Source organism: Nocardia sp. NPDC049526 (genome assembly GCF_044465765.1).
Classification (GTDB): Bacteria; Actinomycetota; Actinomycetes; order Mycobacteriales; family Mycobacteriaceae; genus Nocardia.
Window position 1 is genome coordinate 422233 of sequence record NZ_JBITMA010000004.1, and the last position, 26254, is coordinate 448486.

At 66.5% G+C, this 26254-nt stretch carries 21 protein-coding genes and 1 pseudogene; 6 read left to right on the top strand and 16 right to left on the bottom strand.

The features are described from left to right. The first annotated feature begins 178 nt into the window (after positions 1–178). Positions 179–3303: pseudogene (locus ACIBW7_RS15520) on the top strand (multicopper oxidase domain-containing protein). On the opposite strand, the gene ACIBW7_RS15525 reads toward ACIBW7_RS15520, so the two are convergent. The 9 genes from ACIBW7_RS15525 to ACIBW7_RS15565 all read right to left on the bottom strand — a co-directional run bounded on the left by ACIBW7_RS15525 (position 3300) and on the right by ACIBW7_RS15565 (position 13863). Beyond that, positions 3300–4271, bottom strand: coding sequence for an antibiotic biosynthesis monooxygenase (locus ACIBW7_RS15525; protein WP_397046885.1), 972 nt, complete (start codon positions 4269–4271; stop codon positions 3300–3302). The pseudogene ACIBW7_RS15520 and the gene ACIBW7_RS15525 overlap by 4 nt on opposite strands. Before the next feature lie 10 nt (positions 4272–4281). Continuing rightward, complete coding sequence (locus ACIBW7_RS15530) at positions 4282–6999, bottom strand: molybdopterin-dependent oxidoreductase (RefSeq protein WP_397046886.1); 2718 nt, start codon at positions 6997–6999, stop codon at positions 4282–4284. Next, complete coding sequence (locus ACIBW7_RS15535; RefSeq protein WP_397046887.1) at positions 6996–7823, bottom strand: FAD binding domain-containing protein; 828 nt, start codon at positions 7821–7823, stop codon at positions 6996–6998. Before ACIBW7_RS15535 ends, ACIBW7_RS15530 begins: the two co-directional genes overlap by 4 nt. Before the next feature lie 103 nt (positions 7824–7926). After that, positions 7927–9186: an MFS transporter gene (locus ACIBW7_RS15540; RefSeq protein WP_397046888.1), complete on the bottom strand. Its 1260-nt coding sequence runs from the start codon at positions 9184–9186 to the stop codon at positions 7927–7929. Next, complete coding sequence (locus tag ACIBW7_RS15545) at positions 9173–9718, bottom strand: flavoprotein (protein WP_397046889.1); 546 nt, start codon at positions 9716–9718, stop codon at positions 9173–9175. The genes ACIBW7_RS15540 and ACIBW7_RS15545 overlap by 14 nt, the downstream gene beginning before the upstream one ends. Positions 9719–9853: 135 nt before the next feature. Beyond that, complete coding sequence (locus ACIBW7_RS15550; RefSeq protein WP_397046890.1) at positions 9854–10327, bottom strand: cupin domain-containing protein; 474 nt, start codon at positions 10325–10327, stop codon at positions 9854–9856. Positions 10328–10566: 239 nt separating this feature from the next. Next, the gene (locus tag ACIBW7_RS15555; RefSeq protein WP_397046891.1) at positions 10567–11580 is read right to left on the bottom strand and encodes a lysophospholipid acyltransferase family protein; all 1014 of its coding nucleotides are present in this window, start codon (positions 11578–11580) and stop codon (positions 10567–10569) included. A gap of 5 nt (positions 11581–11585) precedes the next feature. Continuing rightward, positions 11586–12413 carry a GNAT family N-acetyltransferase gene (locus tag ACIBW7_RS15560; RefSeq protein ID WP_397046892.1) on the bottom strand — a complete coding sequence of 276 codons (828 nt, stop codon included), beginning with the start codon at positions 12411–12413 and terminating at the stop codon, positions 11586–11588. Between the two features lie 178 nt (positions 12414–12591). Then, complete coding sequence (locus ACIBW7_RS15565) at positions 12592–13863, bottom strand: NAD(P)/FAD-dependent oxidoreductase (RefSeq protein WP_397046893.1); 1272 nt, start codon at positions 13861–13863, stop codon at positions 12592–12594. Between the two features lie 111 nt (positions 13864–13974). On the opposite strand from ACIBW7_RS15565, the gene ACIBW7_RS15570 reads away from it, so the two are divergent. Further along, a complete protein-coding gene (locus ACIBW7_RS15570; protein WP_397046894.1) occupies positions 13975–14832 on the top strand; it encodes a LysR family transcriptional regulator in 858 nt (285 codons plus the stop codon). A gap of 37 nt (positions 14833–14869) precedes the next feature. Here ACIBW7_RS15570 and ACIBW7_RS15575 read toward each other — a convergent pair whose 3' ends face one another. The 5 genes from ACIBW7_RS15575 to ACIBW7_RS15595 all read right to left on the bottom strand — a co-directional run bounded on the left by ACIBW7_RS15575 (position 14870) and on the right by ACIBW7_RS15595 (position 19379). Continuing rightward, positions 14870–15631 (bottom strand): ABC transporter permease, encoded by a 762-nt coding sequence (locus tag ACIBW7_RS15575; protein ID WP_397046895.1) that lies wholly within the window; start codon positions 15629–15631, stop codon positions 14870–14872. Continuing rightward, complete coding sequence (locus ACIBW7_RS15580; protein ID WP_397046896.1) at positions 15628–16650, bottom strand: ATP-binding cassette domain-containing protein; 1023 nt, start codon at positions 16648–16650, stop codon at positions 15628–15630. The genes ACIBW7_RS15575 and ACIBW7_RS15580 overlap by 4 nt, the downstream gene beginning before the upstream one ends. A gap of 56 nt (positions 16651–16706) precedes the next feature. Continuing rightward, positions 16707–17327: a PadR family transcriptional regulator gene (locus ACIBW7_RS15585; RefSeq protein WP_397046897.1), complete on the bottom strand. Its 621-nt coding sequence runs from the start codon at positions 17325–17327 to the stop codon at positions 16707–16709. 277 nt (positions 17328–17604) lie between these two features. Beyond that, positions 17605–18561 (bottom strand): electron transfer flavoprotein subunit alpha/FixB family protein, encoded by a 957-nt coding sequence (locus ACIBW7_RS15590; protein ID WP_397046898.1) that lies wholly within the window; start codon positions 18559–18561, stop codon positions 17605–17607. A gap of 32 nt (positions 18562–18593) precedes the next feature. Continuing rightward, on the bottom strand, positions 18594–19379 hold the full coding sequence (locus ACIBW7_RS15595; protein WP_397046899.1) for an electron transfer flavoprotein subunit beta/FixA family protein: 786 nt from the start codon (positions 19377–19379) through the stop codon (positions 18594–18596). A 192-nt stretch (positions 19380–19571) separates the two neighbouring features. On the opposite strand from ACIBW7_RS15595, the gene ACIBW7_RS15600 reads away from it, so the two are divergent. From ACIBW7_RS15600 to ACIBW7_RS15610, 3 genes are read left to right on the top strand one after another with little or no spacing between them, the layout of a single operon-like run. Beyond that, the gene (locus tag ACIBW7_RS15600) at positions 19572–20375 is read left to right on the top strand and encodes a class I SAM-dependent methyltransferase (protein WP_397046900.1); all 804 of its coding nucleotides are present in this window, start codon (positions 19572–19574) and stop codon (positions 20373–20375) included. Continuing rightward, a complete protein-coding gene (locus ACIBW7_RS15605; protein WP_397046901.1) occupies positions 20372–21904 on the top strand; it encodes a 1,4-alpha-glucan branching protein domain-containing protein in 1533 nt (510 codons plus the stop codon). Before ACIBW7_RS15600 ends, ACIBW7_RS15605 begins: the two co-directional genes overlap by 4 nt. Before the next feature lie 11 nt (positions 21905–21915). Then, on the top strand, positions 21916–23169 hold the full coding sequence (locus ACIBW7_RS15610) for a glycosyltransferase family 4 protein (RefSeq protein WP_397046902.1): 1254 nt from the start codon (positions 21916–21918) through the stop codon (positions 23167–23169). A gap of 3 nt (positions 23170–23172) precedes the next feature. On the opposite strand, the gene ACIBW7_RS15615 is transcribed toward ACIBW7_RS15610, so the two are convergent. Further along, positions 23173–23718, bottom strand: a complete 546-nt coding sequence (locus ACIBW7_RS15615; RefSeq protein ID WP_397046903.1) for a DUF1697 domain-containing protein — start codon at positions 23716–23718, stop codon at positions 23173–23175. 132 nt (positions 23719–23850) lie between these two features. After that, entirely contained in the window at positions 23851–24600 is a 750-nt protein-coding gene (locus ACIBW7_RS15620) for an acyltransferase (protein ID WP_397046904.1), read from the bottom strand. 238 nt (positions 24601–24838) lie between these two features. Here ACIBW7_RS15620 and ACIBW7_RS15625 point away from each other — a divergent pair, with 238 nt between their 5' ends. Further along, positions 24839–26170 carry a PQQ-binding-like beta-propeller repeat protein gene (locus ACIBW7_RS15625; RefSeq protein WP_397046905.1) on the top strand — a complete coding sequence of 444 codons (1332 nt, stop codon included), beginning with the start codon at positions 24839–24841 and terminating at the stop codon, positions 26168–26170. Positions 26171–26254 lie beyond the last annotated feature (84 nt).

Here is a 26254-nt window from a genome sequence, read left to right on the forward strand (position 1 = left end):
CTCACCCACGATGCGCAACCCGCCGACCACCTTCCGGTATTCCCCGCTCCGGCGCGTCTGCGATGGTCAGCGGCTCATCCCACGGCAAATCCGAGCGAGCCGACCGACTTCCTGAGTAGTCTTCGGGTCGTCGATCGATGCTTTGGAACCCAGCCGCTGTCGTGGAAACGCCGAGCCCATGGTTACTCGTCGAAGGAAGCCGATTGTCACGATCGTGGCTATTGCCGCGTCGATAGCACTGCTGGTTGCCGCGTGCACGTCCGATGGGTCCACTACCTCGAGCGGCGGCAACGCCCCGGTCGCGTACAAAGAGCCGGTCGAACTGATGAGCAAGAACGGCGTTCTCGAAGTCCGGCTGTCGGCGCATCAGGGCACCGTCGCCCTCGACACGGTCTCGGAACCGGTTTCGAACTTGCTGGTCTTCGGCTACGACCTCATCAGAGGAACCGCCTCGGACGGCTCGACCAAGGGGGACAACGGTTATCCGGCGCCGACGCTGCGGGTCGATCCGGGCGAGCGCTTGATCGTGCACTTCGACAACGATCTGCAGGGGCTGACGATCAGGGACTTCTACAACCCGGCCTTCACTCCCGTGGGCGGCGATGTGCCGATCTACCCGCCTGCCCTCGCCTCGTCGCCCCTCAACCTGCACACCCACGGACTGCATGTGAGCCCCGACGGCAACGCCGACAATGTCCTGCTCGACATCCCGGCGGGCAAGGGCAACGTCTACGACTATGCGGTGCCGAAGAGCATGCCGAACGGCATGTACTGGTACCACAGCCATCGCCACACAGTCACGGCGCAACAGACCTACAAGGGGCTGCGGGACTACTGGAAATCGGGCGGCCCGACGGCAATCTGCCACTGGTGACGCAGAACAGCATTCCGATCCGCGTTATGGCGCTGCAGTACAACTTCGTCTTCGACCGCAAAGGCCGCGGCCATCAGTTGAACGACCCGAACTGGCCGCAGTACGTGAGCACACTGCGGCCGCCGGAGGGATCGCAGCTCGCCGACGGCACCTACCGGCCGAGCCTGGCCCCGGTGAACTTCGCGGAAACAACTACGGGCTCCCGGTACGTCACCAACTGGCACAGCGGGCCGCTGTCGCCCGCCAACCACCGCGGGCAAACCCAGTTCGTGCCGAACAACCTGCAGAGTTTCACCAGCGACCCGACGACCCAGCCGCCCATCACGGTCCCGGCGGACCCGACGCTGCCCGACAACCAGCGCGACGTCCAGTTCACGATCAACGGACAGTTCCAGCCCTCGTTGAAACTGAAGCCCGGTCAGACCGAGATCTGGATCCTGGCGAATATCAGCGACTTCGCCTATATGCCGGTCACGCTGACCGAGACCACGACCGGCAACCATCCGCAGTTCGCGATCGTCGGCCAGGACGGCGTCCCCTTCTCCGAGGTCCACCCGCCGGTCGACGGCGACGGCACCCGCCTGGTCATCCCGCCGGGGTCGCGATACGCGATCGCTGTGACAATGCCGCGAACCGGCGATCTCGTGCTCGAGATGCCACCCCTGCCCGGAGCACGCCCGGTCACGAATCCCGGTGTGCTCTATACGAATAACGGTACCGACCACCCACCCGCCGTGCTCGGCACGCTCAGCATCGACCCCTCGTTCATCAGCTACGAGGACGGCTTTTTCGTCTTCCCCACCCAGAAGCTCATCCGGGTGCGGCCCGACGACGGCATCGGGCAGACCACGCCGTTCGTGCCGGGCCAGCAGCTCGACGCCTACACCTCTTTCGTGGACACGTCGGTCGGGCAGCCCGATGTGCGACGCACGCTCACGGTCACGGGTGGTTTCGGCAACGACAAGGCCAGCAGCAGCGATCCCAAGGCGTTCACCTACCAGTTCGACGACAACACCTTCCCGAATATCCCGCTGCTCCAACCGCGACTCGACTCGGTCGAGGAATGGCTGATCACCAACCTGAACAATGACCAGCACCCGATGCACATCCATGTGAACGATATGCAGGTGATGGAGATCGTGGATCCGGTGGCGAATACCAGGACCGGCGTGCAGATGTGGGGTGAGGACAACGTCAATGTGCCTGCCCCGGTGACCGACGCGAACGAGAACCCGCTCGTGCCCGCCTCGGTGACGTTGCGCATGAAGTTCTCCGAGTACATCGGCACCTTCGTAATCCATTGCCATCGCCTCAATCACGAGGACAACGGCCTGATGGCGCTCGTCGACGTAATCCCCGCGGTATCGACCTATGCGGTGGCGATACCGGGTTCGCCCGGCAAGCCCGCGACCGTGCAGGTATACGACGGCAATGGCGACAGGCTGGTCGCGACGGTCACGCCGTTCACTTCGTTCGAGGGCACACCGACTGTCGCGATGGCCGATGTGAACGGGGATGGGGTGCTCGACCTGGTGGCCGGTACCGGCGCGGGAGTGAGCTCGGAGGTCGTGGCCTACAACGGCGCGGGCGGTGCGCCCTTCAGTGAGGAACTGGCTCGGTTCGCGCCGTTCGGACCCGACTTCCGCGGCGGGGTCGATGTCGCGGGTGCCGATATCGATGGAAATGCATTGGCCGACAACATCATCGCCGGCTCGGGCCCCGGCATCGAATCCCAGGTGAAGGTGTTCTCGTCGACGCTGCCGAGTGAACACGGCAAGGCACCCGAGCAGTATTCGACCTTCACGCCGTATCCCGGATCGACGGCTGGGGTCACGGTTGCCGCCGGGATGGTCGATACCGCGTCAGGCCGGGCCGGCATTGTGACCGCACCTGGTCCCGGTGACGCCCCGCGTGTGAAGACCTTCCGCTACGACCTGTACACGGCGAAAGGCGACAACCACGCCGGTCATTCCAGCGAGCCGGTAATGACCTCGGAGTTCCTGGCTTTCGACGAGAACTACCGGGACGGTGTCGCGCTTTCGACAGGGTGGGTGGCCGGCGCCGAGGGCGGAGCGAAGAGCATCATCGCCGGCATGCTCGGCGGCGACGGCACAGTGCGCGTGTGGTCGAGCGGGTCGCGGCTCGACGGGCAGCCCGCGATGTACACAGAGAGCCCGAACCATCATGCGAGCACGGTCGCGTTCCGAGAGATCGCGTCGTTCGTCCCGTTCACCGATGCACCTGCGGGCAGCGGCGTGCGGGTGGGGACCACCAGCACAACCTCCGGCGCGGATCTGCTCATCAGTGGACAGACCGAGATCCGAAAGTTCGGACTGAACCGAGCCGACCCGGATGCCACAACCCTGACACCGACGCTATTGAGCACGATTCCCGCACCGACTGGGCCTGCACCGCTGGGTGGCCGTTAGGGCAACGACCACAGCTGGGTCGTCACCACGTAGAAGATGACTACCCACGCCAGCATGACGGCGACGACAATGGCGATGCCACGGCGGTTCATCTTGGCCACCGGTGTATCCGGGGGCGGGCGCAGCCATCGCCGCAGCAACCGGTTCACGTAGTACGGCATCGTGAAGAAGCTCATCACGAAACTGGACAGCAGATTGCCGATGAGCAACCCCAGCCAGAGCGGCATCTTCAGGGGTGACAGTGCGAGGGTGAGCAGCACGACGGTCGGGTAGAGGCCCACCCACACCGCGACGGCGGTCTTGGTATCCGACGGAGCCGCAGTCTCGTTGCCGTTCTCGTCGAAGGCGAACCAGCTGCCGAACGAGTTATCGATGGTGCGCAGCTCGAAGTCGCTGAACTTCTCGCCCTCGGTGAGGAGCTCTTGCCGCCGTTTCGAGGTGAGCCAGGTGGCCAGGTTCGCCGCGGTATCGAAGCGGTAGAGCGCCGTCCACTCGTCCTGCACACCCTCGATCGGGCGGAACAGCTCGGTGCCGCGGAAGCCTTCGAATTTCGCCTCCTCCCGGCTCAGATCTGCTTGCCACGTAAGGAAATCCGCAACGCTGTCGGGGGTCACGCGGTGGGTGACCACGACCGTCACGAGGGGATCCACCGGTCGCGTGCCGCCACTGATGACCTGCTGGGTGGCGGGGCCGTCGAAGTATTGCTGCCCGCTGTCCAGGAATTCCTGACGGGTGGCGCTGTTTATCCAATCCTGTAGACGGCCGACGGAGTCGAAGCGGTAGACCACGACCCATTCGGGCTGCACCGCGGTGGGAGCGGCGATCTCGGCTCCGAGGAATCCCGGATAGCCCGATGCCGCGGCGTTCAGGTCCTCCTGCCACGACTTGAATGCCTTCTCGAAACCCGGGCGCACCTGCTGGCCGATGATGACCGTCGCCGCACTATCGGTGAGTTTCCCGGATCCCATCGCAGTCTCCTCACGGCTCGGGGCGCGCCGGAACCGGTATGAGTCGCCGATAGATGCGCTCGGGTGTGAGCGGCAGCGCGCGGAATCGGACGCCCGTCGCGTCCTGAAGCGCATTGGCCAGCGCAGGCGCCACCGGGTTGACGCAGCACTCCGCAATGCCTTTCGAGTGCATCGCCCCGACGGAATCGGCGGAGTCGACCGTCAGTACTTCGGTGCGGGGAATATCGGCGTAGGCCGGGATGCGGTAGTTGCGCAGGTTCGGGTTGACCATCGCGCCGTTCGCATCGACGTGGAAGTTCTCGGTCAGCGCGAAGCCGATGCCCTGTGCGACACCGCCCTCGATCTGGCCGCGCACCTGCGCCGGGTTGATGAGGACGCCCGCGTCGGCGGCGTGCACGCTGTAGAGGATGCGGATCTCGCCCGTCATCCGATGCACGGCGATCCGGAAGCCGTGAGTGTTGAAGACGACGCTGCGCGGCGACCCGAAGGCCTTGCGCGCCTCGGTCAATCGGATGCCGCGACTGCGCGCTACCTCGATCAGCTCCGACAGCGATATGCGGCTGTCACCGCAGACGATCGCGGTGTCGTCCATCGCGCACGAAGCGATATCGACTCCCGCATGTTCGGCCGCCAAGAACAGAATGCGATCGCGCAGCGCCTCGGCCGCCCGCAGCACCGCGTTCCCTGCGACGAAAAGACCCGCGCTGGCGAATGCGCCGGTATCGAAACCCGTTCGGTCGGTATCGGATTGCACCAGGCGCACCCGTGCCGGCGTGGTGCCGAGCCGGTCGGCCGCGATCTGCACGTGGGCGGTCGGGGTGCCCTCGCCGAATTCGACGGTGCCGACGGCGAGCTCGTATATACCGTCGTCACCGAGGGTCAGCCAGGCCTCGGCGAGATGGTCGGTCGGGGGCGCGGTCTCGTGCAGCGTGCTGGCGGTGCCGGTGCCGATGACCCACTCGGCTCCCGGGGGCGGCTCGACGGCGTTGCGCCGCAACGCGTCATCGACGAGATCGATGCATCGGCTGAGGCCGTCCTCGCGGAACATGACATCGTCCGGGCCGTCGTCGAACGCGACGAGACCATCGCCGGGACGCACGATATTGCGGCGCCGCAGCTCGAGCGGATCCATATCGAGCGCGACCGCCAGCTCGTGCATGGCCGACTCCATCGCGAATGCGGGCTGGGTCATGCCGTAGCCGCGCAGTGCGCCGCCGGGCACGCTGTTCGTATAGACCGAATACGCATCGAACTTCTTGTTCCGGCAGCGGTAGGTCGCGACGGCGGCCCCACCGGCGAACAGCGTCTCGCCGCCGTGGTTGCCGTAGGCGCCGGTATTCGACACATTGCGGACCTGGATCGCGGTGAGCGTGCCGTCGGCTCGTGCGCCGAGCTTCACCGTCAGCGACATCGGATGCCGTGGTGAGGCCGTCGTGAACTCCTCTTCGCGCGTGAACTCGAAACTGACCGGCCGCCCGGTATCCAATGCGGCAAGGGCGACCAGATCCTCGGTGATGACCTCCTGCTTACCGCCGAACGCACCGCCGACCCGCTTGCAGAACACGCGCACCTGATCGGGACGCAGGTCGAAGAGATAGCCGAGCTTGTTCTTGGCGATGGACGGCGATTGGGAGCTGGTACGTACGTGCAGGCGACCGTCCTCGATCCACGCGATCGATCCGTGTGTCTCGAGATGCGCATGCTGAACGCGCGGCGAGAAATACGTGCCCTCGTGGATCACATCGGCCTCGGCGAAGCCCGCCTCGACATCACCGACGTGCCCGTGGATCTCGAGCAGGATGTTGTGCTCGGGATCGTGCATGAACGGGTCGTGCGAGCCGTGCAGCTGGGGAGCGCCGTCGGCCATCGCCGCTGCCGGATCGAAAACCGCGGGCAGCACCTCGTACTCGACGACCACCTTGCGACAGCCCTCCTCGGCGGCCGCGACGGTGTCGGCCAGCACCGCGACCACGCGTTGACCGACGAAGCGCACCACATCGTCGAGGATGTAGGTGTCGCTGGGATCGACGAGGTGATCGGTGTGGATCGCGGTCGTGAAGCGCTTGCGCGGCACGTCTTCCCAGGTATAAACGCGATGCACACCGGGAACCGCGAGCGCCGCGGTCTTGTCGATCGACACGATGCGGGCATGGGCGTGCGGAGAGCGCAGCATCTTCAGGTGCAACATGCCCTCGACGGCGGTGTCCATGGTGAATTCGGCGCGACCGGTCACCACCTCGGCGCCCGCCGGAGTACCGACGCTGGTCCCGATTACTCGGCCCGGCCGGGCGACCTCGATCTCGGCGACACCGTGCACCGCGTCTTCGATCGCCCGGTAGCCGGTGCAGCGGCAGAGGTTGCCCTTGAGCGCGCGCGAAAGGTCTTGTCGCTGGGCGTCGGTGAGCGCCACCGTGGTCATGATCATGCCCGCGGTGCAGAAGCCGCATTGGAAGCCGGGACCATCGCGAAACTGTCGCTGCATCGGGTGCATGTCCTCGGGCGACCCGAGGCCCTCGATAGTGGTGACCGTACGTCCCTCGGCACGGAATGCGGGCGTGATGCAGCTGTGTACGGGATCGCCGTCCAGCCATACCGTGCAGGCGCCGCAATCGCCCGCGTCGCACCCCTTCTTGACACCGTGGCAGCCGAGTGAGCGCAGGAATGTGCGCAGGCATTGACCCGGGTTCGGCTCGGCGTCGAAGGTATTTCCGTTCACGGTGTATGTCACGGCGGACCGCCTTCGCTGAGCTCGACGCGGATCTCCTCGGCGAAGTACCTGGCCAGGTGGTGCCGATGGTCGGGCGTGCCGTTCGGGTCGCTGAACCACAGGGCTTCGGGAATGGCGTCGATGCGCTCGCGCAGTGTGGCGGCGTCGGGCATGGTGTCGAACGCCAAGCGCACCGGGCGGGTGGTACCCGCGGTGATGGTGAGCAGCAGGTCCGCGGTCCCCGGCGACTGGGTGGCGATCAGGAAAAGCGTCGAGCGGCCCAGGCGTGTCAGGCTGAAGCGCCGGTGCGTACACCGCTTGCGAAGTGCCGCGACCGGGATATCGATGCGGCGCAGGATCTCGCCGGGGGCGAGGATGTTCCGGTGGTCGCCGAGGACGAAGTCGGCGGCATCGACGGTGCGTTCGGATCCGTCGGCAGCCCACACCGTGTATGTGGCTTCGAGCGCGACCGTCAGTGTGATCATCGGACCCGCGGGCAGCGACATGCAGATATTGCCGCCCACCGTCGCCGCGTTCCAGACCTTGAACGAGGACAGGAACGCCTCGCAGCACGTGGTGAAGAGCATCCCGGCGGGCCGGTCACTCGGCGGCGCAAAGGCATTCAGCTCGCGGATGGTGCATGTCGCGCCGATCTCCAGGCCCGCGGCGCTCGGCACCAGGCTGTCCCAGCCGAGTGCGGTGAGATCGATGAGACGGCGCAGCTCCGGCTGCTCGGTCGAGAACAGCCACGTTCCCCCCGCCAGCCACGCGTCGCCGTCGCGCCAGGCCGCGCCCGGTCGGTCGGGGGGTCGCCGAACGATATCGGTGATCGTATCGAGATCCATAGCGCCGCTCCCTCTGGGAAGGTGCCGCCGATCGTCCGCCGAGTTCGATCACGCAACGAATCCGCCCCACTGGGGTCATCGCCGATCACGTACTCGCCTTGGGTCAACGTACCCGACCCGGGTGTGACGCGGCCGGCAATCCCGCAGCCACCGCATCGGTATTGCCGGACACATGGCGAACGGCGGGAACTGCGACGGTCGCGACACTGGCGGCGACCGCGATCGCGGTGAGTAGCACCATTCCCCCGTGCAGCCCGGCATAAGCCGCCAGCTGACCGGTGGCGAGGTAGGCGACGGGTGTGAGCAGCGTCGAGCCGAAATCATCGATCGACCTGACGCGCGATAGCACCGACAGCGGTATCCGCTCCTGTAAGAGCGTGCGCCAGTACACCATCGCCATCGAGACGGCGGCTCCGGACAACGCGCTGTAGACGCCGATGATCGGCAGGCCGAGCCCGCTGACCAGCAGCGCGGGACGCGCCGCCGCGACAGCCAGCAGGGCCGCGCAGACCGCGGCCGGGCGGGCGGCGGATATGCGCAGCGCGACGGCGCTCCCGAGGACGGCACCCGCGGCGAAGGTTGTCATGATCACCGCCCAACCGTCCGGACCGCCGAATTCCAGCTGCGCGACCCGCGGCCCGAGCACGAGTACGGCGGGCACCGCCACCGCGCTGAATACGGTGAAGTTCGCTATCGAGGTCCACAGCCAGGCGCGGGAGGCCACTTCGCGCCAGCCGGTTCGCAGTGCGCTCAATAGGGGCTCCGATGTCGTCCGCTGGCTCGCGGCCGGGCGCCGAACCCCGAGTAGCACAACCGCGCTGATCAGGAAGGTGACGGCATCCACTGCCACGGCCGCACCGAGCCCCGCCGCCGCGATGAGCACCGCCCCCAGCGCCGGACCGACCACGCGCAGCAGGCTGCTCGACATGGCAACCAGCGCATTCGCGGCGCGCAGTGAGTCGGCAGGCACAAGTTGCGCGACGATGCCGCCCGACGCCGGAGTGAACAGTGCCTGCGCGCCGCCGTAGACCACCTGCAACACCATGATCTGCCACAGCTGAGCCGCCCCGCATGCGAGCAATACGGCCAGCACGGCCTGGGTGGCCGCGCGGGTGAGATCCGCCGCGATCATCAACTCGCGACGCGGAAACCGATCCGCTAGCACTCCGCCGAGCAACAACAGTCCGGTCAGGGGCACGAAGCGGGCGGCGAGCACGCCACCGAGCGCCGCGGGTGATCCGCCGATCTCCAACACGACGAAGGTGAGCGCGAGCACCGCCGGGGCATCCCCGGCCATCGATACCGTCTGACCGACGAAGAGTAACCGAAAATCGCGCTGCCGCAATACATTACGTGCGCTCATCGAACCACTCGCGCACGATGACGGCAGCCTTGTCCGGCGGCACCATCGACACGCCGTCGCCCCGCGCCCCGCGCCACATCTCGTACACGACACGGGATTCCGGCTCCACCACCGTTTCGCCCGCCGCCCGCAGACTCGCCACATGCCGCTGGAGCACGGGCTTGTCCCACATGACCTTGTTCATATGCGGAAACCACAGGCAGGGTCGAGGCGCGGCGAGCAGTGTGGTCGTCGCGGGCGTCGACGCGAGTCCCAGTGCCGAGGCGGCGACCAGGTGCGCGGTGGCCGGGAGCACCACGATGCCGTTCGAGGTCAGCGCGAGTTCGACCGGATTGAGGGTCGGGCTGTCGGAGGTGATGACTTCGTCGGCCAACCAGCCGACCACTTCCCGTGGCACGAATCGTTCCGCGCTGCGGGTGAGCAGGACGACGATCTCGCCGGGCTGGGTCTTGCGAAGTTCGGTCAGATAGAGCGGCAGGACCAGCGACGCGCTGGAGCCTGCGGCGATCACCACGAGCGCGCCATGGCGCATGACTGATCTCCTATGGATGGAAGCGGGGATCGCCCGGTACGCACGGGCGATCCCCTCGGGTTCAGCAGGTCGGGCCGTCGTCGACTCCTGTCTCGATCATGGGATTACCTCCTTTCATCTGTGCGAGTTCGGGTTTCAGAACCGGCAGTTGCCGGGGTCCGGTTCGCTGATGCCGGATGGTTGGCCGGCGGGCGTGATGAGGACGACGTCGAGCGTCAGCGGTTTGTCGGTCTCGTTACGCACGGTGTGTACGTGGTGCGGGTGCTCGACCCAGCCTCGGCCCACACCGAATGTGGTTGGTGCGCACTGCCGGTCGTCGGCCTCATATCGAGTTGCGATGCCATCGGCGACATTCACGAGTACGTCACCGGGATGCGAATGCCAGCCGACACTGCCGCCAGGGGCGACGGTGAGCACGGAGAACTGGACATCGACGGGGCCGTCCGGAGCGATGTGGATCGGCTCGGTGACAGTCGCCTTGCTGAGTTGCTCGCCGGTCACACCGACATTGGGTGTGGCGACGGCGGGCAGTGTCGCAGAGGTCGACAATACGGCGAAACCGATTGCCGCACCGATGAACCCAACGCACCGACGGACGCTGCTGGACATGGATATCCTCCCCGCGAAATGGACCCTGTTCTCCGCTCCGCGCCGGCTCCTCCCAGCCGGTCGGTGCGGTTGCGAACAAGCATCCGGGCGATGCCTTTCACCGGCATCTCACGCGCGTTTCACCGGATATCCGCGCTGCTCACAACACCGAAATCTATTGCGGCGGAGCGATTTCGCTGCCGAAACGGCGGAGGCCGACCGGGCAATCGCCCAGTCGGCCTCGTGACCGTGCCCTTCGATCAGTCTGTCGACACCGCAGACGAGGCAACTTGATGGCCGGAGCCCCTGCGTCGGAACGGTCGCAACCGCCGCGACGGCCGTTGCGGCTGCGCCGCTGCCGACTCCGGATCCTGCACGCGGGTAGCCGTCGCCTCGATCCAATCCGATGCGTCGATGGCCCCGTGGCGCGACAAATCGGTGCCGCGCACCGCCTGTTCGCACCGGCGAGCCAGATCACGGCGATCGAGCCCGGGGTACTCCACCGGCTCGAGCACCACCTCGGCGACCATGCCGCGCGAGCGCAGGACGCGCTTCGCCGAGGTGCCGAAGCTGTCGTCACCCACGAATCCGGGAATGGTCGACTGGGTGCCGTGCGCGTCCAGATACCGCACGCGCACCGGCTGCACCGAGGTTCCGGTGTCCACCGCCGCCTGGAAGAGCGCGGGCCGCATGGTGCCGTAGGCGCGGCCACACCATGTCGTTCCTTCGGGGAATACCGCGACCCGGTCCCCCGCCGCCAGCCGTTCACCGAGATGTGCCACCACACCGGGCAGTTCGCGCAGCCGTTCGCGTTCGATCGGAATGACCCGCATGAGTTTGGCCAGCCCACCGAGCAGCGGCCAATCGACCATATCGGCGCGGGCCACGAAGCCCAGTGGCTGCACCGCGGCCATGACGACCACATCGGTCCAGCCGATATGTCCGGCCACGATCAGCAGCCCGTCACCCGAAGCGCCGAAGCGCGCATCGGCCGACTCCCCCGCATCGGCTCGGTTGTCGACAACCCGCAACCGAATCCCCAGACAGCTCAAAACACTTCGCGCATACCGCCGCTGCAACTGTTCGCGGTGTCCGCGGGGCGTCACGACATTGACGACGGGAAAGCTGAGCAACAATCCGGCCACGCCGAATAGTCGGCCGATCACCCGTGCGGTACCGATCTCATCGACCGGATCGATACAGCCGGGCCCACATGGGCTCGACGGCATCCAGGAATGCGCGGAGCGCTCTGCGGGCGGCGCGTCGAACACCATCTGACTCACCGTCCCCCGTCGAGTGCATTGGCCGCGTCTTGTAATCGGTTGAGGTAGCGGGTGTTGATCGTGTCCAGGCCGAGCAGTGCGACGAAATCGGCGACCGCGAAATCCGGATCGTGCGCGGGTTCGCCGCAGATCTCCGCACCCAGGCGCAGGTAGCCGCGCAGCAGCGGGGGCAGCTTCGGGCGCGCGGGCGGTGTCATCTCCTCCAGCGTCAGCCCGTCGACGACCACCGGACGGTAGGGGTGCACCCGCCGCTCGGGATCGGATCCGTGGCGGCCGAGCAACATATCCCGCACGCCGCGCACGTTCACACCGGCCGGGTCGGCTGGAGTGTCCTGCATGGGCACCGAGACGCAGCCCATCACCCATTCGTATCCGGTGAGCTGGATGTAGTGCAGGATGCCTGCCCACATGAGGGTCAGCACCGAGCCGTTGCGGTGGTCGGGCACCACACACGCACGGCCCATTTCCACGATCCGGTTGCCCTCCGGATCCAGTTGGGCCAAATCGAATTCGGTGGCCGTGTAGTAACCGCCCGCGGCAGTCACCTTGTCCGGCGGCAGCATTCGGTAGCAGCCGACGAATTCCTCGGTCCGGTCGTCGCGGACCAGCAGGTGGTCGCAGTGCTCGTCGAAATGGTCCGCGTCGAGACCCGTTCCGTTGTCGGGAATGTGGAAGCCGGGCTCACTGGCGAAGACGCCGTAGCGCAGGCGCTGCGCGGCCAGCCGGTGCGCCGAATCGGAGGAGACGACGAGCGAATACCGAGACCGTTCCGCCCCGGAGTCCGTCGGTCGAGCCGGGGCTGTCAACACGGACGAAATAGTCATATCGGTGATGAAGCCAGTCCGAAACTGCGCCGGAGCAACCTCGAAGTGTCGCCTCGATGCCGGTTCGGTGAACGAGATGATGATCACACCGAGCGTTCACCGAACTGTCGCGTCGCGTTCCGTCTCCCGCATCGCTACCGCCGCCTTTTGCCTGATCCGTGACCTTTTCGCCAGCAGATCAGGCGGCGTCGCGCTCCGGTATCCGCACCGGATCCTGCGCCGCATCCACCTCGTCGAAACCGGGGCGACCCGTGCCGATGAAGGCGACGAGCCACGAGGCCACGGCGGCGAAACGATTGCGGAACCCGACCAGGTACAGCAGGTGCACCGCGAGCCACATCGTCCACGCGATGACGCCGCGGAAGGTGATGTGCTCATTGAGTTTCACCACCGCGCTGAACCGGCTGATCACCGCCATGCTGCCCTTGTCCCAATATTTGAACGGGGTGCCGGGGAGCTTCTTGCGGCGAATGATGTCGGCGGCGTGCCTGCCCTCCTGCATGGCGACCGGCGACTGGCCCGGATAGCCGTTGAGCGAGGTCATATCGCCGATGGCGTAGATATCGGCATGTCCGCCGACGGTCAGGTCCGGATTGATCAAAAGCCGTGCGGCGCGGTCGGTTTCGCAGCCGGTGGCCTCGGCCAGGAGCTGTGCGAACCCGCCCGCCTGCACACCCGCCGACCAGACGACCGTCTCGGCCGCGATCCGGCGCTCGATGCCCTGCTTGTCCTTGACGGTCACCTTGCCGTATTCGATATCGGTCACGAAGGTGCCCAGCAGCACCTCGACGCCGCTCTTGGTCAGCGATGCCTTCGCGTACTCCGAGAGTCCGCCACCGAAGGGCGGCAGCACCTCGCCCGCACCCTCGACCAGGGTCACCGAAACCTCTTGGTGGTAATGCCGTTTCGCGAGTTCCTTCAGCTGACCGGCAACCTCGACACCGGTCGCGCCCGCGCCGACCACCACGAAGCTCAGCAGGCGCTTGCGGGTCTCCGCATCCGCGCCCCCGGCCTCGGTGAAGACCCGCTCGATCTGCGCGCGCAGCAACTTCGCATCGTCGATGGTCTTGAGCGAGAACGTCTTATCGGCGAAATCGTCGCGGCCGAAGTACGACTGCGAGGCGCCGGTGGCGGCGATCAGCGAGCCGTAGCGGATCTGCGTGCGCTCGCCGTCGTGCTCGTAGGTGAGCACCGCGTTGTCGGCGTCGATGGCGACGACCTTGCCGAGCCGGACGTCGGCCTCCCTATGCCTGCGCAGTACCGAGGCGATCGGCGGCGCGATCTCGTGCGATGCCAGCACACCTGTCGCGACCTGATAGAGCAACGGCTGGAAGAGATGCTCCGGAGTGCTCGAGATAAGAACGTAATTGATGCCCGATTTGGCCAACTGCTTAGCGGCGGCAAGCCCCCCGAATCCCGATCCAACGATGACAACATCTGCGTGTTCCATGACAGCCTCCTTCTCTCATTACCAACCGTCATTCGATCCGCAGATATTTCAGGTGTTCAGGCGCATAATAGATATGACTCTTATCTGGATCGCTCATGAATTGGAGATCAAGTGGAGCTTCGCCAGCTCACCTACTTCGTCGCGGTGTGCGAGGAGCTGAGTTTCAGCAGGGCCGCGGCCCGCTGCTACATCTCCCAATCGGCGATCAGCCATCAGATCGCCCGGTTGGAGCGTGACCTCGGCGTAGCCTTGTTCGAGCGTTCGACCAGGGCCGTTGTGCCGACCGACGCGACCATGCGGCTACTTCCCCTGGCTAAACAGATGCTCAGTCTGGAGTCGGCCATCCGCGCCACCGTGCGCACCTCAGGTCACCGCATCCGGCTGGCCGCGAATATGTCCTTCGCGACCCGATCCCTCTCCGCGATCGCCGGGGCGCGCGCCGCGCATCCGGATGCCGAGATCGAATTCGTCATCAAACCGTTCCGGCAGCGGATCACCGCGGTGGCCGACGGCGACTGCGATCTCGCGCTCATCCGCGGCAGTGTCGACGAGCCCGGTCTCGCGGTGGAGAAGCTGTGGATCGAGGACCTCGTCATCGCCACCTCCGCCGCCCATCCGCTGGCCCCGCACGACCAGGTGACGCTGGCGGATCTCAGCCCGTATCCGCTGCTGCTCCCGCCCGAGCAGGAACAGGTGCTGCTGCACAATGTGATTCGGGCTGCCTTCGCCGATCTATCGGCGGGACCCACCTTCGGTCCACCGATTCCACCCGATCACACCGCGACCATGGAGCTGATCAATCGCCCGGACGCCTGGACGGTGCTCTACGCCGACAGCCCGACCGAGGGCCTGGTCGTCCTGCACCTCGCCGAGCACCGACTACGTATTCCGGTCTCCGCGGTCTTGCGCAGCGATGCGCGCCGCTCGCCGATCCTCACCACGCTGCTGTCCGGGTTGCACCGCCGCTGAGATCTGCTGTCACCGAGCAGATCTCACGGCATCGGTGTCAGGCGTTCTCGCGAGTGAAGCTACGTGCGCCGATCAACATCGCCACCGCGGCGACCGCCAGCGTGAGCCCGGTCCCGAGGTACACCTCGGACGCACCGAAGTCACCGCGGAACAGGGCCCTGGCCGCATCGACGGTGTGCGAGAACGGATTCACCTTGCCGATCGTGCGCAGCCAACTCGGCCCGACGCTCAACGGCAGCAGAATGCCGGACAGCAGCATCAGCGGCACCGCGAGACTATTGAGCACCGAGGCGAGTACATCCTCGGATTTGGCCCACAGACCCAGCGCATAGGACGCCGCGGCCAAACCGGCCGCCATGACCGCGATCAACAACACCGACAGCACCACGCCGAGCGGATCCGGCCGAACCCCGAATGCCGCCATGGCAACTCCGACGAGTACCAACGCCTGGACAACGAGCACAACCATGTCTTTCAGCACGCGCCCGGTCAGCAGTGCGCCCCGGCTCGCGGGCGTGACCCGCTGCCGTTCGACTACTCCCGCGCGCAATTCCGCCACAATGCTGAAGCCGACATAGATCGCGCCGAACAGCCCGGTCTGGATGACCAATGCGGGCGTGAGCAGCTTCCACGGATCGGAATCCGCGCCGAGCGACGGCGCGATGCCCTTGACCAGCGGCCCGAACAGCACCAGATACAGCACCGGCTGGGACAGACCGATCAAGACCCACACCGGATTTCGCAGATTTGCCCGCAGTTGGGACCAGAAGATCAGTCCGGTCTCGCGCATGAACCTCATGAGTGACTCGCCTCCCGCAGCGAACGCCCCGTAATAGTGAGAAAGACATCGTCGAGGCTGGGACGTTTGACAGTGAGCGCACCCGGTACGAGACCGCGCTCGTCCATGGCACGCAACAGGGGTACCACCGCAGCATCGCCGCGATCCACGGTGAGATGCACCAGCGTCGCACCGATCCGGTCCGCACCCGCATCCTCCGAGCGCACCAGCGAGCGCACCTCGAGCACCGACTGGGCGACCTGGAGCGCGAGATCCGCATGGCCGTCATCGATTTCGAAGCTCACCACGTCACCGGAGATGCGGCGCTTGAGTTCGTCGGGCGAGCCCTCGGCGACGATGCCGCCGTGGTCCATGATCAGCAGACGGTCACACAGTGCGTCGGCCTCGTCCAGATAGTGGGTGGTGAGCACGACCGTGGTACCCCGCTCGCGCAGGCGCCGGATGTGCTCCCACAGATTCGCGCGGCTCTGCGGATCCAGGCCGCTGGTCGGCTCGTCGAGGTAGATCAGCCGTGGGCCGTGCACCAGGCCGAGCGCGATATCGACGCGGCGGCGCTGACCGCCGGAGAGCTGGTTGCATTTGCGCCGGCCGAGTCCGTCCAGGTCGAGCGCGACGAGTAGTTCTTCGGCGTTGTGCACGGCCTGCGCCTTGCTCAGCCCGAAAAGTCTTGCCTGCAACACCAATTCGTCGATGACCAGCGCATCGTCATTGGTCATTCCGCCCTGGGCGACGTAGCCGATGCGCGAACGCACGGTCCGCTGCTCGGCCCGTAGATCCGCGTCGGAGATGACCGCCGCGCCAGCGGTCGGGGCGATGAGGGTGCTGAGCATCCGCAGTGTCGTGGTCTTTCCCGCGCCGTTGGGGCCGAGCAGACCGAGGATCTCACCCTCGTACACATCGAAGTCGACGCCCGTAACCGCTTGGACGGGGCCGTTTTTGGTTTCAAACGTCCGCGCCAGTCCGCGCACCCGGATCACCGAGGTGCGGGTGCGATCGCGAACGGAGTCGATCGTTTCCACCTGAACAACGGTAGAAACGCCCGACCAAATAGTCAAGCTTTACTATTCAGTCTTGATCAATCGATGATGGCGCTGCGACCGTCCAGCCGCGCCGGGAACCGATCCCAGATCTCCAACTCGCCACTTTCGATGCGCTCCAACGTTTTCTGCGACCAGCGCAGATCGGCCCGGATATGTTCGGAGGCCAACCGGATCGCGTCGGCGACATGATGCGGTTCGGTCTCCGCCGGATCGCCGCTACCGGCCATGACACGACGCTCCTCCCGGTCGAGCTGTTCGAGTTCGGCCTCGAACTTCTTGATCCGGCTGCGCAGCGCGGCGATGACCTCGTCCCGAGGCGCCTGTGGCAGCAGTGCCACCGCCGCGGCGTACGGATGCTTCGGCTGCTCGGCATCCCACAGTGCGTCACGTAGCATCTGGGCGAAGACCTTCTCCCCCTCGGCGGTCATTTGATAAGTCGTGCGCTCCGGTCGCGCACCGTCCTGTCCGACACCCGCCACCGCGATGAGCCCGTCGCGCTGCAACGTGTTCAGTGCGCCGTACACCGAGCCCGGTTTCACATTCGCCCAATTGTCCGCCCGCCAGGACAACAGCTCCCGCCGAACGTCATAACCGTGCACGGGCGCCAGCAGCCGCACCACGGCGAGCACCAGCATCCGAGTCGTAGGAACAGCCATATCCGCAGGTTATCCCACCTGGCGGGACCGTATGAATAAGCGAATGGCGCCGCTATCAGCCGGAGCCATTCGGACAGCACTGGAGCTTGTCAGCTCTCACGAGCTGTCACCGACCGTCAGCTGGCGGGCGATCTCGTTCCTACGATTGGATGCCTCATCGGCTGGTGTTGAATCACGACGACCAGGTTCGATCACCATGCTCGGCGATCATCCTGCAAACGAAAGGTGGCCCCGACCGTTTCCGGTCGGGGCCACCTTTGTTTGCTCGGCGAATGCGTCAGCCCTTGTGGGTCTTCACAGCTTCGGTCAGCTGCGGGGCGACATTGAACAGGTCGCCGACGATGCCGTAGTCCGCGATCTCGAAGATCGGGGCCTCTTCGTCCTTGTTGACCGCGACGATGGTCTTCGAGGTCTGCATACCGGCGCGGTGCTGGATGGCGCCGGAGATGCCGAGGGCGATGTAGAGCTGCGGGGAGACCGTCTTACCGGTCTGACCGACCTGGAACTGGCCCGGGTAGTAGCCCGAGTCGACGGCGGCGCGCGAAGCGCCGACGGCGGCGCCGAGCGAATCGGCCAGCGCCTCGACGACCGCGAAGTTGTCGGCGGAACCGACACCGCGACCACCGGAGACGACGATGCTCGCCTCGGTGAGCTCCGGACGGTCGCCACCGACGACCGGCTCGCGCGAGGTCACCTTCACGACGCCCTCTTCCTGCGCGGGCACCTCGACGGTCACCTTCTCGCCCGCACCGGCCGAGGCGATGGCCTCGACGGCGCCCGGACGCACCGAGATCACCGGCACGTCGCCGGTGGCCTTGGCGTCGACGGTGAACGCGCCACCGAAGATGGAGTGCACGACCGAACCGTCGGACTTGACGTCGATGACATCGACGAGCAGGCCGGAGCCGATGCGCGCGGCGAGACGGCCCGACACCTCCTTGCCCTCGGCGGTGGCGGCTACGATCACGGCGGCCGGGGAAATCGACTCGACCAGACCGGCGAGCACGTCGACCTTCGGGGTGACCAGGAAGTTCTCGACATCGTCGGATTCGGCGATGTAGATCTTCGCGGCGCCCGCGGCGGCCAGCGCGTCGGCCAGCTTCTCGCCGGTGCCGGCCGGGCCGGTCACGACGGCTGCGGGCTCACCCAGCGCGCTCGCGGCGGTGAGCAGTTCGGTGCTGACCTTCTTGATCGCACCGTCGGCGTGCTCGACGAGCACAAGTACTTCTGCCATTTGTGTTCTCTCCTAAGCAGTCTCGGGCGGGATCAGATGATCTTCTGACCGACCAGGTACGCGGCGATCTTGGTGCCGCCGTCGCCCTCGTCCGCGATCTTCTCGCCCGCGGTGCGCGGGGGCTTCGGGGTGGCCGCGGTGACGGCGGTGCCCGAGTTGGCGACACCGACGGTCGACGGGTCGACGCCCAGGTCGGCCAGCGTGAAGGTCTGCACTTCCTTCTTCTTCGCGGCCATGATGCCCTTGAAGGAGGGGAAGCGCGGCTCGTTGATCTTCTCGGTGACGCTGACGATGGCCGGGAGGGTGGCCTCCAGCTTGAACACGCCGTCGTCGGTCTCCCGCTCACCGGTGATCTTCTCGCCGTCGACGGTCAGCTTGCGCAGGTGCGTCAGCTGGGGCAGGCCCAGGTACTCGGCGATGATCGCGGGTACAGCACCGGCGCGACCGTCGGTGGCCTCGTTGCCCGCGATGACCAGTTCGACACCCTCGACCTGACCCAGCGCGCTGGCCAGCACCCAGGCGGTCTGCACGGCGTCGGAGCCGTGGATCGCCGGATCGTTGATGTGGATGGCCTTGTCGGCGCCCATGGACAGCGCCTTGCGGATGGCCTCGGTGGCACGGTCCGGACCGGCGGCCAGCACGGTGACCTCGCCGCCCTGGGCCTCCTTGATCAGCAGCGCTTCTTCGACGGCGCGCTCGTTGATCTCGTCGAGGACGGCGTCGGCGGCTTCGCGATCGAGGGTGAAGTCACCATCGGTCAGCTTGCGCTCGGACCAGGTGTCGGGAACCTGCTTGATGAGTACGACGATGTTCGGCATCGGTCTTCGTCGACCTCCTGTTCTGGTTACACGTGTGTGGTGGTCGCACGAGCGGCGCCGTACGTCCTTGTTTGTAGCTCAGGGCGTGACACTACCCTACGTTAAGTTACTCGCGGGTAACTTAGTCGCTTCTCTCTCACAACGGAGGTCCTGGCGATATCTTGCGGCCGTCCAACCAGTAACGTCGGAGCGATGAGCGAGGCTGTGATCCCTGCCGCAGTGGGCACCACCCCGGGCATTACTCCCGAGTCGGCCGTGGAGCCGTTGCCGCTGACCGGCGAGCGGACCGTACCCGGCATCGCCGAGGAGAACTACTGGTTCCGTCGGCACGAGATCGTCTACGCGCGCCTGCTCGAGCGTTGCGCCGGAAAGACGGTGCTGGAGGCCGGATCCGGTGAGGGTTACGGCGCGAACATGATCGCCGATGTGGCCGCCGAGGTGATCGGCCTCGACTACGACACCAGCGCGGTCGAGCATGTGCGCGCCCGCTACCCGCGCGTGGAGATGATCCAGGGCAACCTCGCCGCGCTGCCGCTGGAGGACGAGTCGGTCGATGTCGTGGTGAATTTCCAAGTGATCGAACACCTCTGGGACCAGGGCCAGTTCATCCGGGAATGTCTGCGGGTGCTGCGGCCCGGCGGGGAACTGCTGATCAGCACGCCCAACCGGATCACCTTCTCCCCCGGCCGCGATACACCGCTCAACCCGTTCCACACCCGCGAACTCGATGCCGACGAACTCACCGAACTGCTCGTCGACGCGGGTTTCCGGGTCACGCTCATGTCCGGGGTACACCACGGCCCGACACTGAAGGCGTTGGACGCCAAGCACGGTGGCTCGTTCATCGATGCGCAGATCGAGCGCGCACTGGCCGGTGAGCCGTGGCCCGCCGAGCTGACCGCCGATGTCGCCGCGGTCGCCATCGACGATTTCGCACTGATCACCGAGGACATCGATGCGAGCCTCGATCTGGTCGCCATCGCGGTGAAGCCGTGAGCGAGCAGGAAGTTCCCGGCCAGTTCACTCTGGTCCTGCATTCCCATCTGCCCTGGCTGGCCCACCACGGCCGCTGGCCGGTCGGCGAGGAATGGCTCTACCAATCCTGGGCCGCCTCTTACCTTCCGGTCGTCGATGTGCTGAGAACCCTTGCCGCGGAAGGCCGTTCGCACCTGCTCAGCCTCGGCATCACGCCGGTGCTCGCCGCCCAGCTGGACGATCCGCATTGCCTTGCGGGCATGCATCATTGGCTCGGCAACTGGCAGCTGCGCGCCGACGAGGCCGCGATGGCGGGCAATATCGCACTCGGCAGGCATGAGCACCGGCTGGCCGCAGCGGCACTCGCGGAATTCGAACAGCACTGGCGCCACGGCGCTGCGCCGGTCTGGCGGCAGCTCATCGACGCCGAGGCCATCGAACTGCTCGGCGGCCCGCTCGCGCACCCGTTCCAGCCGCTGCTGCACCCGCGACTGCGCGCCTTCCAGCTCGACGAAGGCCTGGCCGATGCCCGGCAGCGCTGGGGCCACACCCCGACCGGCATCTGGGCGCCCGAATGCGGCTACACCCCCGGCATGGAGACCGGATACGCGGCCGCGGGTGTGACACATTTCATGGTCGACGGACCCGCACTGCGTGGCGACACCACCCTCGGCCGACCGGTCCGGGAATCGGATGTGGTGGCCTTCGGGCGGGATCTGCAAGTGAGCTACCGGGTTTGGTCGCCCAAGTCCGGCTATCCGGGCCAGAGCGCCTATCGTGACTTTCATCACTATGACCATGCGACGGGTCTCAAGCCCGCCCGCGTCACCGGCAAGACGGTCGCCGGTCCGGACAAGGCCCCGTACGACCCGGAACTGGCGGCCGGGGCGGTGGTCCGCGATGTCGACGATTTCGTGCGGACCGTGCGCGAACGGCTGATCGACGAATCGGCGCGTATCGGACGTCCGGCCCTGGTCGTCGCCGCATTCGATACCGAATTGTTCGGACATTGGTGGCACGAGGGTCCGCAGTGGCTGGCCCAGGTGCTGCGGGCACTGCCCGAGGCGGGCGTCACCGTCGGCACGCTGGCCGATGCCAGGGCGCGCGGGTTCGTCGGCGAGCCGGTTCCGCTTGCCGATTCGTCCTGGGGTTCGGGTAAGGATTGGCGAGTGTGGGCCGGTGACCAGGTGAAAGACCTGGTGGATCTGAACGACGATATTGTCCGGCTCACCCTCGATACGGTCGACAAGATGCGGGCCGCGGACGGCGGCGCCGCACTGCGCGACCCGGTTGCCGATCAGCTGCTGCGCGAGGCCATCCTCACCGTCTCCAGCGACTGGGCATTCATGGTCAGCAAGGACTCCGCGGCCGGCTACGCACGCGACCGCGCGCAACGACACGCCCACGCCGTGCGGGAAATCGCCGCCGCCGTCGGCGCGGGCCAAGTCGCCAAAGCACACCAGTTGGCGGCAGGATGGGGGGCGGCCGACGGGTTCTTCCCGAGTTTGGACGCACGGCGGCTGGCGATCGCGGACCGAGACTCCGCCTGATAAGGACATTCATGAAGATCTTGATGGTGTCGTGGGAGTACCCACCGGTTGTGGTCGGTGGGTTGGGCCGCCATGTGCATCACCTGGCGGTCGAACTGGCCGCGGCCGGCCACGAAGTGGTCGTGCTCGCCCGCCGACCCTCCGGCACCGACTCCGTGACCCACCCCACCCACTCCTTCATCGCCGAGGGCGTGCTGGTTGTCGCGGTCGCGGAGGATCCGCCGTGCTTCGACTTCGGCGAGGACATGCTCGCCTGGACGCTGGCCATGGGCCACGCGATGGTGCGCGCGGGAGTCGCGCTCGGCAAGCCCGGCATCGGCGACGGCTGGGTCCCGGATGTCGTGCACGCGCACGATTGGCTGGTCGCGCATCCGGCGATCGCGCTGGCCGAGTACTACGACGTGCCGCTGGTTTCGACCATCCACGCCACCGAGGCCGGGCGGCACAGCGGTTGGGTCTCGGGTCGGGTCAACAAGCAGGTGCATTCGGTCGAGTGGTGGCTGGCCAATGAATCGGATGCGCTGATCACCTGCTCGACCTCCATGCAGAACGAGGTGGAGCGGCTCTACGGGCCCGAGCGGGTGCCGATGACGGTGATCCGCAATGGAATCGATGTGGGCGCGTGGACCTTTCGGCCGCGCGCACCGCGCACCGGTCCGCCGCGTCTGCTCTACGTCGGTCGGCTCGAGTACGAGAAGGGCGTGCAGGATGCGATCGCCGCGCTGCCGCGCATCCGCCGCGCCCACCCCGGCACCACACTGACCGTCGCCGGGATCGGCACCCAGTTCGAATGGCTGCGCGAGCGCGCCCGGGTGCATCGGGTCGCGCGGGCGGTGACCTTCACCGGTCAGCTCGATCACGAGGAACTGCTCGGCTGGTTGCACGGCGCCGATGCCATCGTGCTGCCGAGCCGCTACGAACCCTTCGGCATCGTCGCACTCGAGGCAGCCGCCGCCGGTACCCCGCTGATCACCTCCACCGCCGGTGGTCTCGGCGAGGCCGTCATCGACGGCGTCACCGGCGCATCCTTCGAACCGGCGGATGTGGACGGCATCGTCGAAGCCGTGCGCGCCACCCTCGACGATCCGGCCGCCACCCAGGACCGCGCCTACGCCGCGCGCGAACGCCTCACCGCCGACTTCGCCTGGGACGTCGTGGCCGCCGAAACCGCCCTGGTCTACTCCTCGGCCAAACGCCGCGTCCGCAATCCCCTCGGCCGCCCCACCATCATCGAACGCCCTCTCCCCGAGCGTGATCCGAAGTAATGCCTAGCTCTCCATCTTCTTGACGATCTTCTGGATGGTGAGCCAGGTGCGGGTGGTGATCTCCTTGCTGTAGGTCTTCTCCATCCAGGCCATGAAGTTCGGGGTGCGGGGCTCGGTGTTGTCGATGATCGAGAGGACGACGCGGGCAGCCGTGTCGTAGCCGACGATCTGGACGCCGGGTTCGGTGTGCCCGCGCAGTTCTTCGGCGACGTTCGGCGGGGCCTGTTTGAGGAAGGTCGCGGTGAGGTAGGTGCCGCGGCCGTGGGTCAGGCCGGGAAACGGATCGGTGTCGAGCAGGTCGCGCAGTTCATCGTAGGTGCGCACGATGGTGCCGCCTGGAATTCCGAGTTCGCTGTTCAGCGCGTCCTGGATGCGGGTTTCCAACTTCGCGATATCGGTGTCCGCGGTACGGAAGACCACATTGCCACTGGCCAATACCGTGGCGACCTTCTCGAATCCGAGCCCCTCGAACACCCCGCGCAGCTTCTCCCCCTTCATATTGGGGTTCGTCGGCATGATCCCGCGCAACAGCGCCGCGTACCTGTTCATATCGCTGACCGTACCCACTGCCGCCGACCCTCATCGAGGGCAGTCGAATGGTTGCTCGAACCCAGGCCGGGAACCACCATTCGACTGCCCTCGACGACCCGGCTCAGCGCGCGGCGCGTCGGGCCGGGTGGGTCATGCCGACTGGGTGGCGCCATTCTTCTTGCGCTCGATATCTTCCAGCGCGGCAACGTATTTGGCGCGCTCCTCGGCGCCGGCCTCCCAGGTCGCCTTGCGGTTCTTGACGACCTTGGCGGGCGCGCCGACGGCGATACTGTAGTCCGGAATCTCGCCCTTGACCACCGCATGCGCACCGAGCACACAGCCGCGGCCGACGCGGGTTTCGCGCAGCACGGTCACCTTTGCGGCGATCCAGGTGTCCGGGCCGATGCGGACGGGGCTTTTGACGATGCCCTGATCCTTGATCGGCATATTGATGTCGTCCATGCGGTGGTCGAAGTCGCAGATGTAGCACCAGTCCGCGACCAGCGTGGATTCACCGATCTCGATATCGAGGTAGGTGTTGACCACATTGTCCTTGCCGAAGACGACCTTGTCGCCGATGCGCAGCGAACCCTCGTGGCAGCGAATGGCATTGCCGTCGCCGATATGTACCCAGCGGCCGATTTCCATCCGGCCCAATTCGGGGGTCGCGTGGATTTCGACGCGCTTGCCGAGGAAGACCATGCCGCGCAGCACGATATGCGGATTGGCCGCCTTGAATTTGAACAGCCGGTAGTACCGCACCAGATACCAAGGCGTGTACGCCCTGTTCGCGAGCACCCAGCGCAGCGACGCCAGCGTCAGAAATCGCGCTTGCTGCGGATCCCGGCGGCGCGAGCCACGCCACCGCGAGCGCAACGGTGCGCCCCACATGCTCGTCACGAAGTCATCTCCTGTCGTGGTCCTTGACATGGCGACCGTCCCGGTCGCGACGGCTAGAGCTTATCCCGTCGGAAAACACCGCCGGGACCCGTACAACGTCGGCGGACCCTCCCGTACAGTGATCGCTGCGCCGCCGACGGCGGCGGCGAACCTCCACGCGGGCGGTGGTGCGCGTACCCGGGGGTCGACACGCTTTCGGTCACGTCCCCAGCGGGCAACGACGACAGGAGTGCAGCAGGTGCGAAGCGGCGGCGTACTGGCCAACCCGGCGCGCGGGCTGACCCTGTCCCGGCTGGGAGCGGCGGCGGCCATCGGCGCGCTGGTATTGACGGGCTGCGGCACCGACGTCGACGACATCACCGTCGGATCGGGCAAGGGCTGGACCACCGCGCACCACGACGGCCGCAACAGTGGCGTCAGCCCGGTCACCGGCTCGCGCAAATTATCGCTGAGCTGGTCGCGGCCGGTCGGCGGGCCGATCGAGGAACCTGTGACGCTCGGCCCGGACGGGCAAATGTTCGTCACCACCCTGACCCCGAACAACTGCGCCATTCTCTCGCTGCAGATGCCGACCGGCCGCAAACGCTTCTGCAATGCGCTGGGACCGAATGCGATCTCCGCGCCCTCGGTGGTCGACAGCGGCACCAATGTCTACGTCGGCGACGACAGCGGGGTCAGTGCGTTCAACTCCATCGGGCAGCCGCGCTGGCGAACTCCCGTTGCGGGCGTGCCGGTTTCGGCGCAGTTCACCGGCGACGGGAACATCCTGACGGTCACCCAGTCCGGTCAGATGGATGTGCTCAGCCGCCAGACCGGTGCGCGCATCGTCAGCACCGCCCAACTGCTCGGCGATCCCGATTTCCTGGCGTACCCGGATCTCACCCGGCCCGCGGCGGGTCAGGGTCTCGACGACTGCGCGATCGGCGGACCGCAGTGCGCGGTCGCCAACATCTCGCCGATCGAAGTGTCCAGCGGCCGCTTCTTCGTCACGCTGTGGAAGCCGGGCAAGCCGATCGCCGCACTGGTCGCGTTGCGCTACGCCGACAATAAGATTCAGCAGGAATGGAGCGCGGACCTGCTCACCGACGGCAGCGCGACCAGCCCGACGCTGTCCGCCGACGGCCGGACCGTCTATGTCGGCGACAACTCCAAGCGCCTCATCGCGATCGACGCCGCCGACGGCCGGACCAAGTGGGTGCAGCCGCTGGATTGGGCTCCGCGCGGCGGCATTTCGGTCTCCAGCGACGGCCTGATCATCCCCGCCGGTGACGAGGGCCACCTGCTCGCCCTGCGCGACAAGGGCGACGCCGCCGAAATCGCCTGGGAGCGCAAGGATCTCACCCTGCGCGGCACCCCCGTCCAGACCGCGGGCGACACCGGCTACACCGCCGCCGCCATCGGCGACGGCATCAACCTGATCACCTTCGACACCAAGACCGGCACAACCGTCGACTCGGACGTCCTGCCGGATGCCAAAGGCACCACCACCGGCACCTCCATCGGCCCCAAGGGCGAGGTGGTCCTCGCCACCCGCATCGGCGAAGTCTTCACCTTCAAACCCGAGCAGTAGCCGCTCGGGGGCGGCCTGAACAGCTTGCATTCCCGAAGCCAGGAGCACTGTCCGCGCCAGGCTTGCAGCTAGGTGCTGGACACT

Bases quoted from the DNA above. Each gene is read 5' to 3' on its own strand.
- ACIBW7_RS15585 (WP_397046897.1), bottom strand. From the start codon at position 17,327: ATGGCTGTTCCTACGACTCGGATGCTGGTGCTCGCCGTGGTGCGGCTG.
- ACIBW7_RS15595 (WP_397046899.1), bottom strand. From the start codon at position 19,379: ATGCCGAACATCGTCGTACTCATCAAGCAGGTTCCCGACACCTGGTCC.
- ACIBW7_RS15565 (WP_397046893.1), bottom strand. From the start codon at position 13,863: ATGGAACACGCAGATGTTGTCATCGTTGGATCGGGATTCGGGGGGCTT.
- ACIBW7_RS15615 (WP_397046903.1), bottom strand. From the start codon at position 23,718: ATGAACAGGTACGCGGCGCTGTTGCGCGGGATCATGCCGACGAACCCC.
- ACIBW7_RS15600 (WP_397046900.1), top strand. From the start codon at position 19,572: ATGAGCGAGGCTGTGATCCCTGCCGCAGTGGGCACCACCCCGGGCATT.
- ACIBW7_RS15560 (WP_397046892.1), bottom strand. From the start codon at position 12,413: ATGACTATTTCGTCCGTGTTGACAGCCCCGGCTCGACCGACGGACTCC.
- ACIBW7_RS15540 (WP_397046888.1), bottom strand. From the start codon at position 9,186: ATGAGCGCACGTAATGTATTGCGGCAGCGCGATTTTCGGTTACTCTTC.
- ACIBW7_RS15555 (WP_397046891.1), bottom strand. From the start codon at position 11,580: ATGGTGTTCGACGCGCCGCCCGCAGAGCGCTCCGCGCATTCCTGGATG.
- ACIBW7_RS15525 (WP_397046885.1), bottom strand. From the start codon at position 4,271: ATGGGATCCGGGAAACTCACCGATAGTGCGGCGACGGTCATCATCGGC.
- ACIBW7_RS15610 (WP_397046902.1), top strand. From the start codon at position 21,916: ATGAAGATCTTGATGGTGTCGTGGGAGTACCCACCGGTTGTGGTCGGT.
- ACIBW7_RS15590 (WP_397046898.1), bottom strand. From the start codon at position 18,561: ATGGCAGAAGTACTTGTGCTCGTCGAGCACGCCGACGGTGCGATCAAG.
- ACIBW7_RS15575 (WP_397046895.1), bottom strand. From the start codon at position 15,631: ATGAGGTTCATGCGCGAGACCGGACTGATCTTCTGGTCCCAACTGCGG.
- ACIBW7_RS15550 (WP_397046890.1), bottom strand. From the start codon at position 10,327: ATGTCCAGCAGCGTCCGTCGGTGCGTTGGGTTCATCGGTGCGGCAATC.
- ACIBW7_RS15545 (WP_397046889.1), bottom strand. From the start codon at position 9,718: ATGCGCCATGGCGCGCTCGTGGTGATCGCCGCAGGCTCCAGCGCGTCG.
- ACIBW7_RS15535 (WP_397046887.1), bottom strand. From the start codon at position 7,823: ATGGATCTCGATACGATCACCGATATCGTTCGGCGACCCCCCGACCGA.